The organism is Kitasatospora sp. NPDC053057 (assembly GCF_044546945.1).
Classification (GTDB): Bacteria; Actinomycetota; Actinomycetes; order Streptomycetales; family Streptomycetaceae; genus Kitasatospora.
The window spans coordinates 165,531-182,745 of the sequence record NZ_JBITZP010000009.1 but is presented as its reverse complement, the minus strand read 5'-3'; the positions used below and the strand labels follow the sequence as shown (position 1 = coordinate 182,745).

Annotated in this window: 12 protein-coding genes; 9 read left to right on the top strand and 3 right to left on the bottom strand. The window is 74.4% G+C overall.

Annotated elements, in window-relative coordinates; translation table 11 throughout:
• Positions 1–8: 8 nt before the first annotated feature.
• Positions 9–713 carry a sirohydrochlorin chelatase gene (locus ACIG5E_RS13145; RefSeq protein WP_396533483.1) on the bottom strand — a complete coding sequence of 235 codons (705 nt, stop codon included), beginning with the start codon at positions 711–713 and terminating at the stop codon, positions 9–11.
• Positions 713–1,837, bottom strand: a complete 1,125-nt coding sequence (locus tag ACIG5E_RS13140) for a uroporphyrinogen-III synthase (RefSeq protein WP_396533482.1) — start codon at positions 1,835–1,837, stop codon at positions 713–715. The genes ACIG5E_RS13145 and ACIG5E_RS13140 overlap by 1 nt, the downstream gene beginning before the upstream one ends.
• Before the next feature lie 192 nt (positions 1,838–2,029).
• Between ACIG5E_RS13140 and ACIG5E_RS13135 the strand changes: the two genes are divergently transcribed.
• The 7 genes from ACIG5E_RS13135 (at position 2,030) to ACIG5E_RS13105 (ending at position 12,662) form a co-directional block, all read left to right on the top strand.
• Positions 2,030–4,180: a molybdopterin oxidoreductase family protein gene (locus tag ACIG5E_RS13135; RefSeq protein WP_396533541.1), complete on the top strand. Its 2,151-nt coding sequence runs from the start codon at positions 2,030–2,032 to the stop codon at positions 4,178–4,180.
• A complete protein-coding gene (locus ACIG5E_RS13130; protein ID WP_396533481.1) occupies positions 4,177–5,406 on the top strand; it encodes an NAD(P)/FAD-dependent oxidoreductase in 1,230 nt (409 codons plus the stop codon). Before ACIG5E_RS13135 ends, ACIG5E_RS13130 begins: the two co-directional genes overlap by 4 nt.
• Positions 5,403–8,012 carry a nitrite reductase large subunit NirB gene (gene nirB, locus ACIG5E_RS13125; RefSeq protein WP_396533480.1) on the top strand — a complete coding sequence of 870 codons (2,610 nt, stop codon included), beginning with the start codon at positions 5,403–5,405 and terminating at the stop codon, positions 8,010–8,012. The genes ACIG5E_RS13130 and nirB overlap by 4 nt, the downstream gene beginning before the upstream one ends.
• Positions 8,009–8,368 (top strand): nitrite reductase small subunit NirD, encoded by a 360-nt coding sequence (nirD, locus tag ACIG5E_RS13120; protein ID WP_396533478.1) that lies wholly within the window; start codon positions 8,009–8,011, stop codon positions 8,366–8,368. Before nirB ends, nirD begins: the two co-directional genes overlap by 4 nt.
• Positions 8,365–9,696, top strand: coding sequence for a nitrate/nitrite transporter (locus tag ACIG5E_RS13115; RefSeq protein WP_396533477.1), 1,332 nt, complete (start codon positions 8,365–8,367; stop codon positions 9,694–9,696). Before nirD ends, ACIG5E_RS13115 begins: the two co-directional genes overlap by 4 nt.
• A 132-nt stretch (positions 9,697–9,828) precedes the next feature.
• On the top strand, positions 9,829–10,416 hold the full coding sequence (locus ACIG5E_RS13110) for a hypothetical protein (RefSeq protein WP_396533476.1): 588 nt from the start codon (positions 9,829–9,831) through the stop codon (positions 10,414–10,416).
• Between the two features lie 251 nt (positions 10,417–10,667).
• Positions 10,668–12,662, top strand: a complete 1,995-nt coding sequence (locus tag ACIG5E_RS13105; RefSeq protein ID WP_396533475.1) for a putative Ig domain-containing protein — start codon at positions 10,668–10,670, stop codon at positions 12,660–12,662.
• A gap of 71 nt (positions 12,663–12,733) precedes the next feature.
• On the opposite strand, the gene ACIG5E_RS13100 is transcribed toward ACIG5E_RS13105, so the two are convergent.
• On the bottom strand, positions 12,734–13,207 hold the full coding sequence (locus ACIG5E_RS13100) for a hypothetical protein (protein ID WP_396533474.1): 474 nt from the start codon (positions 13,205–13,207) through the stop codon (positions 12,734–12,736).
• Positions 13,208–13,612: 405 nt separating this feature from the next.
• Here ACIG5E_RS13100 and ACIG5E_RS13095 point away from each other — a divergent pair, with 405 nt between their 5' ends.
• Positions 13,613–14,452, top strand: coding sequence for an FAD binding domain-containing protein (locus ACIG5E_RS13095; protein ID WP_396533473.1), 840 nt, complete (start codon positions 13,613–13,615; stop codon positions 14,450–14,452).
• Positions 14,449–17,208, top strand: coding sequence for a molybdopterin-dependent oxidoreductase (locus ACIG5E_RS13090; protein WP_396533472.1), 2,760 nt, complete (start codon positions 14,449–14,451; stop codon positions 17,206–17,208). The genes ACIG5E_RS13095 and ACIG5E_RS13090 overlap by 4 nt, the downstream gene beginning before the upstream one ends.
• Positions 17,209–17,215: the final 7 nt, after the last annotated feature.

Genomic DNA, 17,215 nt, shown 5'->3' with positions numbered 1-17,215 from the left:
TGGACCGGTCAGGCGGCCGCGGGGAGTTCGGTGGCCGATCGGGCCTGGTCGTAGCGGTGGAGGACCAGGCGGGCGACGGCGGGGTGGGCGGCCAGCGGGGCGCTGGTCCACGCCGCGGCGGTGCCGGCGGCGCGTTGGGCGAAGAAGCCGGGGGAGAGGAGGTAGGTGGCCAGGGCGACGGCGGGGTGGCCGGCGGCCTGGAGGGCGGCCACCGCCTGGTGGGGGGTGGGGGTGGCGGCCGAGAGGTGGGCGGGGGTGACGGGGCGGCCGAGGCGGGTCGCGAGGAGTTCGGCCATCCGGTCGGTGTCGGCGAGCGCGGTGGGGTCGGAGGAGCCGGCGCCGGTCAGGACCACGGGTGCGTCGGCGGGGGCCCCGGCCTCGGTGAGGCGGTCGGCGAGGGCCTCCGCGAGCAGGGGGTGGGGGCCGAGCGCGGGGGCGAGGTGGGTGAGCGGGAGGCCGGCGGCGGTGAGTGCGGCGGGCAGGTCGACCCGCAGGTGGTAGCCGGCGCCGAGGAGGAGGGGGACCAGGATCGGCCGCCGGCCCGCGAGTTGGGCGATGGCCTGGGTGAGCGATGGCTGGGCGAGGTCCAGGAAGCAGCAGCGGACGGTGAGTTCGGGGCGCGTCGCACGAACCTCCCGCAACAGGCGGCGAATTGAGGACGCTGCCGCCGGGTCGCGGCTGCCGTGGGCGACGGCGAGCAGCACCGGCGCCATCAGCCCGCCGCCAGTCGGTAGCCGCGCTTGGGGACGGTGCGGATCAGCGTCGCGTGCGGTCCGAGGGCCGCGCGGAGCCGGCCGACCGCCGCTTCGACCGCGTGTTCGTCGGCCGTCGCGTCCGGCCAGGCGGCGCGCAGCAGGTCGGCGCGGCTGAGCACCCGGCCGGGGCGTTCGGCGAGGGCCCGCAGCACCGCCGCGCCGCGCGGGCTGAGCCAGTGGCTCTCGCCGTCGACCAGGGCGGCGTTCCCCTGGATGGTCAACACCTGTCCGGCGAGGTCGACTTCGCGGCGGGCCCGGCCGGGCAGGGTGTCCGCGAGCAACCGGACCAGTGCGCCGAGGCGGCCGCGTTCGGGGTGGACGGCGGGCAGGCCGAGGTCGGTGAGCGGCCGGGCGCACAGGGCGCCGACGCAGACCGGCAGCACGTCCTTGCGCAGCGCGTCGAGCAGCGCCTCGTACAGGCCCTCGGCCTCCGCCATGGCGAGCAGGGCGGTGATCGCGGGCGCGCTGGTGAAGGTGAGCGCGTGCACCTGGCGGCGGACGGTCAGGTCGAGGAGCTTGCGCACCGCGCCCGGGTCCTCCGGCGGCGCCCAGCGGTAGACGGGGACGGAGATCACCTCGGCGCCGCGTTCGCGCAGCGCTGCCGCGAAGGCGTCCAGGCGGACGCCGTGTTCCTGGACGGCGATCCGGCAGCCGGCCAGCGGGCGGGCGAGCATCCAGGTGAGCAGTTCGTCGGTGGCCTCGGTGGCGGGGGAGTAGCCTTCGTCCAGTCCGCTGGCCCGCACCGCCCCGGTGGCCTTGGGGCCGCGGCTGAGCACCACCGCGCCGCGGCAGGCCTCGGCGAGGGCGGCGCCCCTGCCCCAGCCCTCGGCGGCGCTCATCCAGCCGCGCCAGCCGACGCCGGTGGTGGCGACCACGTAGTCGAGCGGGGCGGTCAGGCAGCGTTCGGTGGCCTCGCGCAGCGCGAGGTCGTCGGCCAGCGGCAGGATGCGCAGCACCGGTGCCTCGACCACCTGGGCGCCGCGCCGGGCGAGCAGGGCGGTGAGCTCCTCGCGGCGGCGTGCGGCCGTGACGCCGACGGTGAAGCCGGTGAGCGGTCCTGGCGGGGTGCGGGTCGGTGCCATGCGGGCCAGCCTCCGCCGCGCGTGTTACGGGGGCATTGCCCGGCCGTCACCTGCCGGTAAGCGAAAGTGCCGCTGTGGTTACGGCAGATGTCCGGGCGCGCACCCTGGCGGCCGGGCGGTGTGAGCGAGGTGTACCGCGGCCGCAACATGGGCGACGCGGTCGCGAAACAGCGGGCCGCGACCTTTCTCGGCATGACGCTGACCAGCCCCGCCGCCCTCGCCGCGGCCACCGACACGCACTGCCCGTACTGCTCGCTGCAGTGCGGCATGCGGCTGTCGCCGGGCCAGGGCGAGGCGGGCCCGGAGGGCGCCGCGGGCGCCGGGCTGCCGGTCGAGGTGCTGGAGCGCCCGGACTTCCCGGTGAACCGGGGCGCGCTGTGCGGGAAGGGCCGGACGGCGCCCGCGCTGCTGGCCCGGGGCGCCCGGCTGACCGGTCCGCTGCTGCGCGACCGGCCCGGCGGCCCGCTGCGCTCGGCGAGCTGGCCGGAGGCGCTGGACCGGGTGGCCGCCGGGCTGGCCCGGACCCGGGCCGAGCACGGTGCGGACGCGGTGGGAGTGTTCGGCGGCGGCGGGCTGACCAACGAGAAGGCGTACCTGCTGGGCAAGTTCGCCCGGGTCGTGCTGGGCACCGCCAACATCGACTACAACGGCCGGTTCTGCATGTCCTCGGCCGCCGCCGCGCACCGCCGGGCCTTCGGCCTGGACCGCGGCCTGCCGTTCCCGCTGGCCGACATCCCGCACACCGGCTGCCTGATCCTGGTCGGCGGCAACCCGGCCGAGACGATGCCCCCGGCCGTCCGCTACTTCCGCGAACTGCGGGAGAACGGCGGAAAGTTGATCGTGGTCGACCCGCGCCGCACCCGTACCGCCGAGCTGGCCGACCTGCACCTCCAGCCCCGCCCCGGCGGGGACCTGGCGCTCGCCCTGGGCCTGCTCCACCTGGTGATCGCGGACGGCCTGGTGGACCGCGAGTTCATCGACCGGCGAACCACCGGTTTCGACAAGGCCCGCGAGTCGGCGATGGCCCACTGGCCGGACCGGGTGGAGCGGATCACCGGCGTGCCCGCCCACCAACTCCGCGAAGCGGCACGGATGTTCGGCGAGGCGGCCACCGGCATGGTGCTCACCGCGCGCGGCCCGGAGCAGCAGAGCAAGGGCACCGACACCGTCGGCGCCTGGATCAACCTGTGCCTGGCCACCGGCAACGCGGGCCGCCCGTACGCCGGTTACGGCTGCCTGACCGGCCAGGGCAACGGCCAGGGCGGGCGCGAGCACGGGCAGAAGGCCGACCAGCTGCCCGGCTACCGCTCGATCGAGGACCCGGCGGCGCGCGAACACGTCGCCGCCGTCTGGGGAGTCCCGGCTGAGCGAATCCCCGGCCCGGGCCAGTCCGCGTACGAGCTGCTGGACGGCCTCGGGCGGCCCGGCGGCGTCCGGGCGCTGCTGCTGGCCGGCTCCAACCCGGCGGTCTCCGCACCCAACGCCGGGCACGTCACCGAACGGCTGCGCGCGCTGGACCTGTTGGTGGTCGCCGACCTCGTCCTCTCCGAGACCGCCCGGCTCGCCGACGTCGTGCTGCCGGTCACCCAGTGGGCCGAGGAGGACGGCACCACCACCAACCTGGAGGGCCGGGTGATCCTGCGCCGCCGCGCCCTCGACCCGCCGGAGGGCGTGCGCAGCGAGCTGTGGCTGCTGCGCGAACTGGCCGCCCGGCTGGGCGTGCCGGAGGGCTTCCCGGTCGAGGCCGAGCAGGCCTTCGCCGAGCTGCGCCGCGCCTCGGCCGGCGGCGACGCCGACTACGCGGGCATCAGCTACCAGCGGATCGCCGCCGAGGACGGGGTGTTCTGGCCCTGCCCCGCCGAGGACCACCCCGGCACCCCGCGGCTGTTCCTGGACCGCTTCGCCACCCCGGACGGCCGGGCCCGGTTCGCCGAGGTCACCCACCGCCCGGCCGCCGAGGAGCCGGACGAGGCGTACCCGCTGTACCTGACCACCGGCCGGGTGCTCGCCCAGTACCAGAGCGGCGCGCAGACCCGCCGGGTCGCCGAGCTCAACGCGGCCGCGCCCGGCCCGTACGTCGAGCTGCACCCGCGGCTGGCCGAGCGGCTCGGGGTCGCGGACGGCGAGCCGGTCGCGGTCACCAGCCGGCGCGGGCGGGCCGTCGCCCCGGCGCGGGTCAGCGACGCCATCCGGCCGGACACCGTTTTCATGCCCTTCCACTGGGCGGGCGCGGGCCGCGCCAACAGCCTCACCAATCCGGCGCTCGACCCGGTCTCCCGGATGCCGGAGTTCAAGCTCTGCGCCGTCCGGGTGGAGCGCGCCCACCTGGAGGTGACGACATGAGGATCGCCGTGGTCGGCGGGGGCATGGCGGCCGCCCGCTTCGCCGAACGGTACGCCGCCCTCGGCGGCGCCGGCGCCGTCACCGTGTACGGCGCCGAGCCGCGCGCCCCGTACAACCGGGTGCTGCTCGCCGAGGTGCTGACCGGCCGCTACGACGCCGAGTCGATCGCGCTGCCGCTCGGCGCGGCCTCGGCCCGGCCCGGCTGCGAGGTCGTCGCCCTCGACCTGGAGGCCCGCACCCTGGGGCTGGCCGACGGCACCGTGGAGCCCTGGGACGAACTGGTGCTCGCCACCGGCGCCAACCCGGTGCTCCCGCCGGTGCGCGGGCTGCGCCGGCCCGACGGGTACGGGCTGGCCGAGGGCGTGCACACGCTGCGCACCCTGGAGGACTGCGCCCGGCTCGCCGAGGAGGCCGTCGGGGCGAAGCGGGCGGTGGTGATCGGCGGCGGGGTGCTCGGCGTGAGCGCCGCCCGGGCGCTGGCCGCGCTCGGCGTCCGCACCGAAATCGTGCACCAGGCACCACACTTGATCGAGCGTCAGCTCGATCCGGAGGCGGCCGCCGTGCTGCGCGAACGCCTCCGGGCGCTCGGCGTCGACTGCTACACCGGCAACCGCGCCCGGGCCGTACACGGCGGCATGGGGGTCCCCCCGGCCGGAGGCTGGGGGAGGGTGGGCGCGGTGGAGCTGGCCAGCGGCTACCGGCTGGACTGCGACCTGGTCGTGCTCGCCTGCGGCACCCGCCCGCGCACCGCGCTCGCCCACGCCGCCGGACTGCCGGTCGCCACCGGCGTCCTGGTGGACGACCGGCTGGCCGCCGCTCCGCACGTGTTCGCGATCGGCGACTGCGCCGAGCACCGCGGCACCGTCCACGGCCTGGCCGGCCCCGCCTGGGAACAGGCCGACGTACTCGCCCGCCGTCTCTCCGGCGCCGAGTCCGACGCCCGCTACCCCGGCACCAGCCCGCGCGCCCGGCTCAGCACCGGCGACCTGGAGTACGCGGCCTTCGGAGCCGTCGACGAGACCCTCGACCCCGAACTCGACGTGCTGCGGCTCACCGATGCCACCCGCGGCAGCTACAAGAAGCTCGTCCTGCGCGGCGACCAGCTGGTCGGCGCGATCCTGCTCGGCGACCTGGCCACCGTGGACGCGCTGGCCGGTGCCTTCGCCGACGGCAGCGCCCTCGCCGGCCACCCCCTGCACCTGCTCACCCAAGGAGTCCCTCGATGACGGCAGACGACCGTACTGTCCGCGACCTCGTCCTGGTCGGCCACGGCATGGTCGGCCAGCGCTTCCTGGAGGCCTGGAGCGAGCAGCCGGCCGCGCGCGGCTGGCGGGTCACCGTGCTCGCCGAGGAGCCCCGGCCCGCCTACGACCGGGTCCACCTCAGCTCGCTGTTCTCCGGCAGCACGCCGGAGGACCTCGCGCTCTGCCCGTCCGGCTTCCTCACCGAGCACGGCATCGACCTGCGCCTCGGCGACCCGGTGAGCGCGATCGACCGGGCGGCGCAGCTCGTCCGCACCCGCTCGGGAGCCGAAGTCCGGTACGACGTACTGGTGCTGGCCACCGGCTCGGTGCCCTTCGTGCCGCCCGTGCCCGGGACGGACGCGCCCGGCTGCCACGTCTACCGCACCATCGAGGACGTCGACGCCATCCGTGCCGAGGCCGCCACCGCCGGCACCGGCGTGGTGGTCGGCGGCGGACTGCTCGGCCTGGAGGCGGCCGGCGCCCTGCGGGCCGGGGGCCTGGCCACCCACGTGGTCGAGTTCGCGCCCCGGCTGATGGCCGTCCAGGTGGACGACGGCGGCGGCGCCGCGCTGCGCCGCAAGATCGAGGCGCTGGGCGTCACCGTCCACACCAGCGCCGGTGCCAGTGGCGTGCTCACCGGGCCGGACGGGCGGGTCCGCGGCCTCGCCCTGTCCGACGGCCGGGAGCTGCCCGCCGACCTGGTGGTCTTCTCCGCCGGGGTGCGGGCCCGCGACCAGCTAGCCCGGGACTGCGGACTGCCGGTCGGCCAGCGCGGCGGCATCGTGGTCGACGCCCACTGCCGCACCGAGGACCCGGCGGTGCTGGCCATCGGCGAGTGCGCCCAGGCCGTCGACGGGCGGGTCTACGGGCTGGTCGCCCCCGGCTACCAGATGGCCGAGACGGCGGCCCGCACCATCGCGGAGCAGCAGGGCCGGGGTGCTTCCCCCACCGGCCAGGGCTTCACCGGTGCCGACATGTCCACCAAGCTCAAGCTGCTCGGCGTCGACGTCGCCAGCTTCGGCGACCCGCACGGCAGCGCCGAGGGCGCGCTCGACGTGCTGTACAGCGACAGCCGCAGCGGCGTCTACCGCAAGCTGGTGATCGGTGCCGACGGCGCGCTGCTCGGCGGCGTCCTGGTCGGCGACACCGAGGGCTACGGCGCGCTGCGCCCGCTGGCCGTCGCGGGCAAGCCGCTGACCGTCGCGCCCGAACAGCTGGTGCTGCCGGCCGGGTTCGCCTCCGCCGGACCGGTCGCACTGCCCGATGAGGCGGTGCTCTGCTCCTGCCACAACGTCACCCAGGGCGCCGTCCGGGCCGCCGTCCGCGAGCAGGGCGCCGACAGCGTCGCCGCCGTCAAGAAGTGCACCCGGGCCGGCACCGGCTGCGGCAGTTGCCTCAAGCAGCTCGGCACCGTCGTCACCGAGGAGCTGGAGGCCGCCGGGGTCTCCACCGTCCAGGGCCTGTGCGAGCACTTCGCCCACAGCCGCGCCGAGTTGTACGAGATCGTCCGGGTGACGGGGCTGGTGAGCTTCTCCGAGCTGCTGGCCAAGTACGGCACCGGCGGCGAGGGCTGCGAGATCTGCAAGCCGACCGTCGCCTCCATCCTGGCCAGCCTCGGCAACGGCCACATCCTGGACGGCGAGCAGGGCGCCCTGCAGGACTCCAACGACCACTTCCTCGCCAACCTCCAGCGCAACGGCTCCTACTCGGTGGTACCCCGGGTGCCCGGCGGCGAGATCACCCCCGAGGGGCTGATCACCATCGGCGAGATCGCCCGCGACCACGGCCTCTACACCAAGATCACCGGCGGCCAGCGGATCGACATGTTCGGCGCCACCGTCGACCAACTCCCGGTGATCTGGCGCAAGCTGGTCGACGCCGGGTTCGAGTCCGGGCACGCCTACGGCAAGTCGCTGCGCACCGTGAAGTCCTGCGTCGGCGAGACCTGGTGCCGCTTCGGCGTCCAGGACTCCACCACCCTCGCCATCGAACTCGAACTGCGCTACCGGGGGTTGCGCTCCCCGCACAAGCTCAAGGCCGCCGTCTCCGGCTGCGCCCGCGAATGCGCCGAGGCGCAGAGCAAGGACTTCGGCATCATCGCCACCTCGGCCGGCTGGAACCTCTACGTCGGCGGCAACGGCGGCATGACCCCCCGGCACGCCGACCTGCTCGCCGCCGACCTCGACCGCGACACGCTCATCCGCACCATCGACCGCTACCTGATGTTCTACATCCGCACCGCCGACCGGCTGGAACGCACCTCGGTCTGGCTGGAGCGGCTGGAGGGCGGGCTCGACCACCTGCGGGCCGTGGTCCTCGACGACTCGCTCGGCATCGCCGCCGAACTGGACGAGCTGATGGAGCGTCACATCAGCGGCTACCAGGACGAATGGGCCGAGACCCTGGCCGACCCCGACCGGATGCGCCGCTTCGCCTCCTTCGTCAACGCCCCCGGCACCCCCGACCCCGCCGTGACCTTCGTCCCCGAACGCGGCCAGATCCGCCCCGCCCGCCCCGGCGAGGCCGGCCACACCCTCAACGCCCCGGTGCTGGTCGCCGGGGCCCGACTGGAGGTGCTCACCCCGTGACCGTACAGATCCACGACGGCAACCGCTGGCAGACCGTCTGCGCCCTCACCGACCTCCAACCCGGCCGCGGCGTCGCGGTGTTGCTCGCCGAAGCCGAGCAGGTCGCGCTGTTCCGCGACAGCTCCGGCGAGCTGTACGCCGTCGACAACCTCGACCCCTTCAGCGGCGCCCCCGTCCTCTCCCGCGGCCTGCTCGGCAGCCGCGGCGACCGGCCGACCCTCATCTCGCCGATGTACAAGCAGGTGTACGACCTCACCGACGGGCGCTGCCTGGACGAGGACACCGCCCCCGACGGCGCCCCCGCCGTGCTGCGCCGCTGGCCCGTCCGCGCCCTCGACGCGGAGGTGGCCGCATGACCGTCGCCATCGAGGCCAGATCGCCAGCCCCGCTGGCGGGTTGGGATCCGGAGGACGAGGAGTTCTGGGCCCGCGACGGCGCCCGGATCGCCCGGCGCAACCTGGTCTTCTCCGTCCTCTCCGAGCACATCGGCTTCTCGGTGTGGAGCCTGTGGTCGGTGCTGGTGCTCTTCCTCGGGCCCGAGTACCACATCGACACCGCGGGCAAGTTCACCCTCACCGCCCTGCCGACCGCGCTCGGCGCCCTGCTGCGGCTGCCGTACACCTTCGCCGTGGCCCGCTTCGGCGGCCGCACCTGGACGGTGATCAGCGCCCTGCTGCTGCTCGTGCCCACGGCGCTCGCGGCGGTGGTGCTGGAGCCCGGTGTCCCGTACGGGACGCTGCTCGCGGTGGCCTGCGTGGCCGGGGTCGGCGGCGGCAACTTCGCCTCTTCCATGGCCAACATCAACGCCTTCTACCCGCACCGGCTCAAGGGCTGGGCGCTGGGCGTCAACGCGGGCGGCGGCAACCTCGGCGTCCCCGCCGTCCAACTCCTCGGCCTGCTGGTCCTGGCCACCGCCGGCGCCGCCCACCCCCGGCTGCTGCCGCTGATCTACCTGCCGCTGATCGTGCTCGCCGCGGCCGGGGCCTGGTGGCGGATGGACGACCTTCCGGTGGCCCCCAGCGGCGAGGGCCGGGCGCTGCGCGAGGTCGCCCGCGACCCGTACGGCTGGGCCGTCTCCACCCTCTACATCGGCACCTTCGGCTCCTTCATCGGCTTCGGTTTCGCCTTCGGACAGGTGCTGCAGGTGCAGTTCCACGACCGCTTCGACACCCCGGTCAAGGCCGCCGCCCTCACCTTCCTCGGCCCGCTGCTCGGCTCCCTGCTGCGCCCGGTCGGCGGCCGGCTCGCCGACCGGTACGGCGGCGCGCGGGTGACGCTGGCGACCTTCGCCGCCATGGGCGCGGGCACGGCGGTGGTGCTGGCCGCCTCCCGGGCGGGCTCACTGCCGCTGTTCCTCGGCGGGTTCATCGCCCTGTTCGTCCTCAGCGGCCTCGGCAACGGCTCGACGTACAAGATGATCCCGGCCCACTACCAGGCCCTCGCCCACACCGCGATCGCGGCCGGAGCCGACCCGGCGGCCGCCGAGGCCGACTCCCGACGCCGGGCGTCGGCACTGATCGGCCTGGCGGGCGCGATCGGCGCCTTCGGCGGCGTCCTGGTGAACCTGGCCTTCCGTCAGTCCTTCCAGGCGAGCCACAACGGCGACACCGCCTACCTGGGCTTCCTGGTGGCCTACCTGCTGTGCTCGGCACTGACCTGGACGGTCTGGCTCCGACGGCGGTGAAGCGAGCGGCCCGGCCACCCGGCCGGGCCGCCGCGTTCCTCCTCGATTCCACAGGTGAACAGGGCTGTTTCCCTCCGGTTCCGTGTTCTACAGTTCTGTAGAACTACGTGGACGGCAAGACGGGGGAACAGCATGGACAGGCCGCTTCGACTGCCGCAGCAGGATCGGGCCGACTTCGAGACGGAGCTCGGCAAGGCGCTCGCCGCGCCGCAGGTGCGGGCGGCGTTGCGGGAGGGCGGGGACGAGGCGCGGGCGGTGGAGCGGTTGCGGCGGACGGCGCGGGAGAACGCCGAATACGTGCTGGCCGCGGCGGCGCCGGAGTACGAGCGGTACGCGCTGTTGCGGGCGGATGCCGATGCGGAGGCGCGGCTGCCGGTGGACGCGCCGGCACGGGAGCGGGTGTCGGGGTGGTGGGGGGTGCTGGCGGTGATCGTGCCGATCGTCGCGGTGGCGGCTGCGGTGGTGTTCCTGCTGCTGGGGTACGTCCTGGGGAACGCGCTGGTGGTGGCCGGCTGGGTGGCGGCCGGGGTGGGTGCGGTGTCGCTGCTGGTGGGCGGGGTGGGTCTGTTGGGCGCGGCGGCCCGGGGGAAGGGGCCGGCCGAGGGGGAGGCGGACGGGCCGGGGGAGTTGGTGCGTGCCCGGGACGCCTGGCGGTCGGCGCTGGCGGAGCGGGGGTTGCTGCCGTTCCTGGTGGCGCAGGCGAACGTGCGGCAGGTGTGACGGGGGCGTTCGAGGGCAGAAGGCCAAGGTGAGGTCGGGTCGGGTAAGGGGCAGTTAAAATCCGCGCCCGTCCGCAGGGTTGGGACTTGTGTGCACCCGTCAGTGAAATATCATATGGCGCATTGCACAGCGGTCCCGGGCGAGATCCGGTTCCCATCCCCCGCCGCATCCGGTTGACGAGCTGTCAGCTCCGTACGCGTACCGCAAACCGTGCACCCTTCCCCCATGTCACGAGAGACGGAACCCGACCCGTGTTCAGATTCCGATCCCGCACCTCCCAACGCGCCCGACGCGCCCCGCGCACCGCCCTGGTGGCGCTCGCGGCGGCCCTGGCCGGCGCCGCGCTCAGCAGCCCGCTGTCCGCGATGGCCGACTCCCACGCGCCGCAGGCCGCCACCGTCGCGGTCCAGCCGGGCACCCCGAAGACCGCCGCGGCCCCGCAGAAGTCCGGCCCGCGCCGGGCCAAGGCGGCCAGGACCGGCCCGGTCGCCGCCGCGAACACGGGCGGCAAGAAGACGCCCCAGCTGGTGGACGGCGCCGACCCGGGCACCGGCGGCAAGGACGGCGACGGCAACGTCGCGAACCAGTACGACCTCCAGGTCACCTACAAGGGCGGCCAGGAGTCGACCGGTGTGGTGATCGGCGCGCCCAAGGTCTACCTGGTGCTCTGGGGCTCCCAGTGGGGGACGTCCTCCACCAACTCGTCCGGCGACACCGTGACGACCGGTGACCCGGACCAGGCCGCCCCGTACCAGCAGGACTTCTTCAAGGGCCTCGGCAGCTCCGGCGACGGCTGGAGCGCCGTCCTGACCCAGTACTGCGAGGGGATCGCCGCCGGTTCCGTCCAGTGCCCGGCCGGGTCCGCGCACATCCCGTACCCCCAGCAGGGGAGCGTCCTCGCGGGCGTCTGGGTGGACAACAGCGCCCCCGCGCCGCAGGCCGCGACCGAGCCGCAGCTCGGTGCCGAGGCGCTGGCCGCCGCCAAGCACTTCGGCAACCTGACCGAGGCGCAGAACCGCAACGTCCAGTACATCATCGACTCGCCGCAGGGCACCGACCCGGACAAGTGGAAGGAGCTGGGCTACTGCGCCTGGCACGACTTCCAGCGCTCGCCGTACGGCCAGCTCGCCTACACCAACATGCCGTACCTGACGGACGTGGCCGGCTGCGGCACCAACTGGTTCGGTGAGAACACCCCGAGGGGCCGGCTGGACGGTTACGGGATCATCGGCGGCCACGAGTACGCGGAGACGGTGAGCGACCCGAACACCCCGGGCGGCTGGACGGACGCCACCGGCCAGGAGATCGGCGACAAGTGCGCCTGGATCCCCAAGGGTTCCAACGGCGGGCTGTTCTTCGAGGACCTGTCGACGGGCAGCTTCCCGCTGCAGACCCTGTGGTCCAACACCGACCACCTGTGCATGGCCTCGGATCCGGTGGTGACAAGCCCGCCGGTGTCGGTGAGCACCATGTGCGACCGGACCGACAAGGCCGGGCAGCCGTTGTCGATCCCGGCGGTGGGCGTCTCCAGCAGCGGTTCGGCCCTCACCTACAGCGCCACCGGGCTGCCGAAGGGGCTGGCGATCGACGCGCACAGCGGGGTCATCTCCGGCACCGCGGCCGCGACCGACGGCTACCAGCGGATCAACGTGACGGCGACGGACGCGGCGGGCAAGGCGGCGTCCACCGGCTTCTGGGAGAGCGTCAGCGCGGGCGGCGGGGAGGGCTGCGGCGGGATCGAGCAGCTCATCGACCCCGGCTTCGAGAACGGCTCGGCGGACGTCAACCACACGGTGATGACGGACTCCTGGGGCCCGTCGGGCTACAACATCATCACCCCGTCCAGCCTGCACGCGCCGCACTCGGGCTCCTGGTACGCCTGGCTCGGCCAGAACACCGGGACGGACGACTCCATCACCACCTACCTGAACACCTACCCGGGCTACGGGCGGGCGACCTTCTCCTTCTGGCTCGACACCGAGTCGACCAACACCTCGGCCGCCGCGCCGGACACGCTGTCGCTGGTGGCGATCGACCAGTACACCGGGCAGCCGCTCGGCACGGTGAAGACCTGGACCAGCCAGAACGCGACCGGCGGTTACCAGTACCAGGCGGTGGACCTCTCCCCGTTCATCGGGCAGGTCGGCTGGGGGACCACCATCGGCCTCAAGCTGGTCTCCCACGAGACCGGGACGACTCCGGGCACCGCGTTCCTGATCGACGACGCCTCGGCCCGCGAGAGCTGATCGGGGAAAGCATCCCGAACCCGAACTCCGGCCCCGGAACCGCGCATTGCGGTTCCGGGGCCGGCTCGGTGCTACCAGTGCCCGGGCGGCGGGGTGTCGGCGCGGCCCCGGGCGGCGTCGACCAGCAGCTGGACGGCGTCGAGCGGGAGGTCCAGCCGGCGGGCGATCCAGGGGGCCGGGCGGCCGCTCCTGGCGAGCATCCAGGCCGAGTACAACTGGCCGAGCTGGGGCGCGTGTTCGGTGAGCAGCAGGGGGCGGACGGCCTCCATCGGGAAGCCCTCCAGGGCGCGGGCGCTGTACTCGCGCCCGTTGGGGCCGGGCGGGGGGAGCGGGAGCGGGCGGCGGGCGTCGAGCCAGCGGCTGAACAGGACCGCTCCGACGACCAGCAGGCCGGAACAGGAGACGCCGATCAGGGCGCCGCCGATGACCGGGCGGTCCTCCTCCTCGGCCAGGCCGAGGGCGACCTCCTCCAGGACGAGCAGACCGAGGACGGCGAGCAGTACCGCCGCCTGGCGGGGGCGGGGGAAGAGCCGGGACGTCGTCATGGGAAACCTCTTCCTCGGCGGGGGTACCGGGGGGCGTGGGCGGGCGCGGCGACTCACCTTCCGTACAACGGCGGCAGACGGTCCGGGGCACGCTCGGACGGGCCGGACGGTGAAGGGGCGCGCAACGAGTTGACGCTTCGTCAGACTCTCAACCAAGTGCGGGAGTTCTGTCGACGGGGGCAAGAATTCACCTTCGGGCCTGTCGACAGCATAGCCCGGACATGCCAACTTCGACACCCTTGTCGAAGTTGGTGTGCGGAGTGCACGGCTCCCCTGAAGCCCCTGGATGATCCACCAGCACCGAGCGGGTGCGAATGGTGCCCGGACCCACTCGTGACGCCCACCCGCCGAGAGCTTCAATCGCCCTACCGAACGAACGAGACCGGCCGGGGACGGTGGGGCGACATGGATCTGAACACGGTGGCCGAGATACGGGACGCCCGCCTCGGCGGCTCCTGGCGGCCCGGCGACGCCTGGCTCGGCGGCGGAACGTATCTCTTCTCCGAACCGCAGCCGCACATCCGCCGGCTGATCGACCTCGGCCGGATGGGCTGGGAGCCGCTCACCCCCACCCCGGACGGCGGCCTGGAGATCGCCGCGACCTGCACTGTCGCCCAGCTCTCCCGGTACGCGCGGACCGCGGACTGGACGGCCGCGCCGCTGGTCGAGCAGTGCTGCCGGGCGTTCCTGGCCTCCTGGAAGATCTGGAACGCGGCCACCGTCGGCGGCAACCTGTGCAACGCCCTGCCCGCCGGCCCGATGATCTCGCTCACCGCGGCCCTGGACGGCGTCTGCCTGCTGCGCGCCCCCTCCGGTGAGCAACGCCGCGCCCCGGCGGCGCAGTTCGTCACCGGCGCCGGGCGCAAGGACCTGGAGCCCGGCGAACTGCTGCGCTCGATCACCCTGCCGGCCCGCGCCCTGGCCGGCCGTACCGCCTTCCGCCAGGCCTCGCTGTACGGACTGGGCCGCTCCGCCGCCCTGCTCATCGGCACCCTGGACCGGGCGGACGGCTCGCTCACCCTCACCGTCACCGCCTCGACCGTCCGCCCGTTCCGGTTCTGGTTCCCGCCCGCCCCGAACGCGGCGGCCGTCGAGGAGGCGATCCTGGACGGCATCCGGCCGGAGGAGTACTTCGACGACATCCACGGCCTGCCCGCCTGGCGGCGGCACCTCACCCTCCGCTTCGCCGAGCAGATCCGCCGCGAGCTGACCGAACCCGATCCCACCGAGGAGGCAGCGCGATGAGCTTCGCGACGCACGTCAACGGCAGGCCCACCGACGCCGAGCCCCGCCCCGGCCAGTGCCTGCGCACCTACCTGCGCGAACGCGGCTGGTTCGGCGTGAAGAAGGGCTGCGACGCGGGCGACTGCGGCGCCTGCACCGTCCAGGTCGACGGCAACCCGGTGCACAGCTGCCTCTACCCGGCGGCCCGCGCCGACGGCCGGTCCGTCACCACCGTGGAGGGCCTGGCCGGCCCGGACGGCGAACTGCACCCGATGCAGCAGCGCTTCCTGGACGCCCAGGGCTTCCAGTGCGGCTTCTGCACGGCCGGCTTCCTGATGACCACCACCGCCCTGGACGAGGACCAACTCACCGACCTGCCGCGCGCCTTGAAGGGCAACCTGTGCCGCTGCACCGGCTACCGGGCGATCGAGGACGCGGTCAACGGCGTCCGCCACACCGAGGAGCCCGACCCCGGCCACGCCGTCGGCCGCAACCTCGGCGCCCCGGCCGGCCCGCAGGTGGTCACCGGCACGGCCCGCTACACCTTCGACCTGGACGTGCCCGGCCTGCTGCACATGAAGCTGCTCCGCTCCCCGCACCCGCACGCCCGGATCCTCGCCATCGACACCGCGGCCGCCCTGCGCGTCCCCGGTGTGCACGCCGTCCTCACCCACCGCGACGCGCCCGAGCGGCTCTACTCCTCCGCCCGGCACGAGCACCCCACCGAGGACCCGGACGACACCCGGGTGCTGGACGACGTGGTCCGCTTCGTCGGCCAGCGGGTCGCCGCCGTGGTCGCCGACAGCGAGGCCGCCGCCGAGGAGGGGTGCCGGCGGATCGTCGTCGAGTACGAGCAACTCCCGTACGTGCTCGATCCGGAGGAGGCGATGGCCCCCGGCGCGCCCGTGCTGCACCCCAAGGGCGCGGAGTCGCGGATCGCCCGTCCGCAGGACAACGTCTGCGGCGAGGTGCACGGTGAACTCGGCAGCGTGGAGCAGGGGTTCGCCGAGGCCGACGTGGTGTACGAGGAGACCTTCCGCACCCAGCGGGTCCAGCACGCCAGCCTGGAGACCCACGGCTGCCTGGTGTACTTCGAGGAATCCGAGGAATCCGAGGAATCCGAGGGCGCCGTGGACCGGCTCGTGGTCCGCTCCAGCACCCAGGTGCCCTTCCTCACCCGGCGCGCCCTGTGCGCCCTGTACGACCTGCCCGAGGAGCGGGTCCGGGTGGTGGCCGGCCGGGTCGGCGGCGGCTTCGGCGGCAAGCAGGAGATGCTCACCGAGGACATCGCGGTGCTCGCCGCGCTGCGCCTGCGCCGCCCGGTGAAACTGGAGTTCACCCGGGCCGAGCAGTTCCACGGCGCCACCACCCGGCACCCGTTCACCATCACCGTCAAGGCGGGCGCGAAGGCCGACGGCACGCTGACCGCGCTGCAGTTCCGGGTGGTGGCGAACACCGGGGCGTACGGCAACCACGGCCCGGCGGTGATGTTCCACAGCGTCGGCGAGTCGATGGGCGTCTACCGGGTGCCGCACAAGAAGGTCGACGCGTACTCGGTGTACACCAACGCCGTGCCGGCCGGCGCCTTCCGCGGCTACGGCCTCGGGCAGGTGACCTTCGCCGTCGAGTCCGCGATGGACGAGCTCGCCCGCCGGCTCGGCGTCGACCCGCTGGAGTTCCGGGAGCGGAACGTGATCGGCCCCGGCGAGTCGATGCACAGCCCCGGCGGCGAGGAGGAGGACCTGCACATCGCCAGCTACGGCCTGGACCAGTGCCTCCAGGTGGTGCGCGACGCCCTCGCCGACGACCGCAGCGCCGCCGACGCCCCCGAGGGCTGGCTGGTCGGCCAGGGCTTCGCGATGGCGATGATCGCCACCGGCCCGCCCGGCGGGCACTTCGCCGACGCCACCGTCAGCCTGCTCGCCGACGGCGGCTACGACCTGGCCGTGGGCACCGCCGAGTTCGGCAACGGCACCACCACCGTGCACCGGCAGATCGCGGCCGGGGCGCTCGGCACGACCGTTGACCGGATCGCCGTCCGGCAGTCCGACACCGACGTGGTCCGGCACGACACCGGCGCCTTCGGCTCGGCGGGCACGGTGGTCGCCGGAAAGGCGGTGCTGCGGGCCGCCGACGCGCTGGCCGAGGGGCTGACCGCCTTCGCCGCCGAGTACGCCCGCAGCCCGCGCGCCCTGGTGCGGCTCGGCGCGGAGACGGTGGAGTGCGAGGGGCGGAGCATCCCGCTGAAGGAGCTGCACGAGGCCGCGCGCGACCGCGGGGTGGAACTCTCCGCCGCCGGGCACTGGGGCGGCTCGCCGCGCTCGGTGGCCTTCAACTCGCAGTGGTTCCGGATCGCCGTCGACCCCGACACCGGGGAGATCCGCATCCTGCGCAGCGTCCACGGCGCCGACGCCGGGCGGGTGCTGAACCCGATGCAGTGCCGCGGCCAGGTCGAGGGCGGGGTCGCCCAGGCACTCGGCGCGACGCTGTTCGAACGCGTGCTGCTGGACGAGCACGGCGAGGTCACCACCGCCGCCTTCCGCCGCTACCGGCTCCCGGCGTACGCCGACGTGCCGCGCACCGAGGTGCACTTCAGCACCACCTCGGACGCGATCGGGCCGCTCGGCGCCAAGTCGATGAGCGAGAGCCCGTTCAACCCGGTCGCCCCCGCCTTCGCCAACGCGCTGCGCGACGCCACCGGCATCCGCTTCACCGACCCGCCGTTCCTGCGCGACCAGGTGTGGCAGGCGCTGGCCGGAAAGCCACGGCTACGGTGAGTGAGGT

Excerpts from the sequence above, each read along its gene's own strand:
- ACIG5E_RS13100 (WP_396533474.1), bottom strand. The coding sequence starts at position 13,207 with ATGACGACGTCCCGGCTCTTCCCCCGCCCCCGCCAGGCGGCGGTACTG.
- nirB (WP_396533480.1), top strand. The coding sequence starts at position 5,403 with ATGACGGCAGACGACCGTACTGTCCGCGACCTCGTCCTGGTCGGCCAC.
- ACIG5E_RS13140 (WP_396533482.1), bottom strand. The coding sequence starts at position 1,837 with ATGGCACCGACCCGCACCCCGCCAGGACCGCTCACCGGCTTCACCGTC.
- ACIG5E_RS13095 (WP_396533473.1), top strand. The coding sequence starts at position 13,613 with ATGGATCTGAACACGGTGGCCGAGATACGGGACGCCCGCCTCGGCGGC.
- ACIG5E_RS13115 (WP_396533477.1), top strand. The coding sequence starts at position 8,365 with ATGACCGTCGCCATCGAGGCCAGATCGCCAGCCCCGCTGGCGGGTTGG.
- ACIG5E_RS13145 (WP_396533483.1), bottom strand. The coding sequence starts at position 713 with ATGGCGCCGGTGCTGCTCGCCGTCGCCCACGGCAGCCGCGACCCGGCG.
- ACIG5E_RS13135 (WP_396533541.1), top strand. The coding sequence starts at position 2,030 with ATGACGCTGACCAGCCCCGCCGCCCTCGCCGCGGCCACCGACACGCAC.
- ACIG5E_RS13110 (WP_396533476.1), top strand. The coding sequence starts at position 9,829 with ATGGACAGGCCGCTTCGACTGCCGCAGCAGGATCGGGCCGACTTCGAG.
- ACIG5E_RS13130 (WP_396533481.1), top strand. The coding sequence starts at position 4,177 with ATGAGGATCGCCGTGGTCGGCGGGGGCATGGCGGCCGCCCGCTTCGCC.
- ACIG5E_RS13090 (WP_396533472.1), top strand. The coding sequence starts at position 14,449 with ATGAGCTTCGCGACGCACGTCAACGGCAGGCCCACCGACGCCGAGCCC.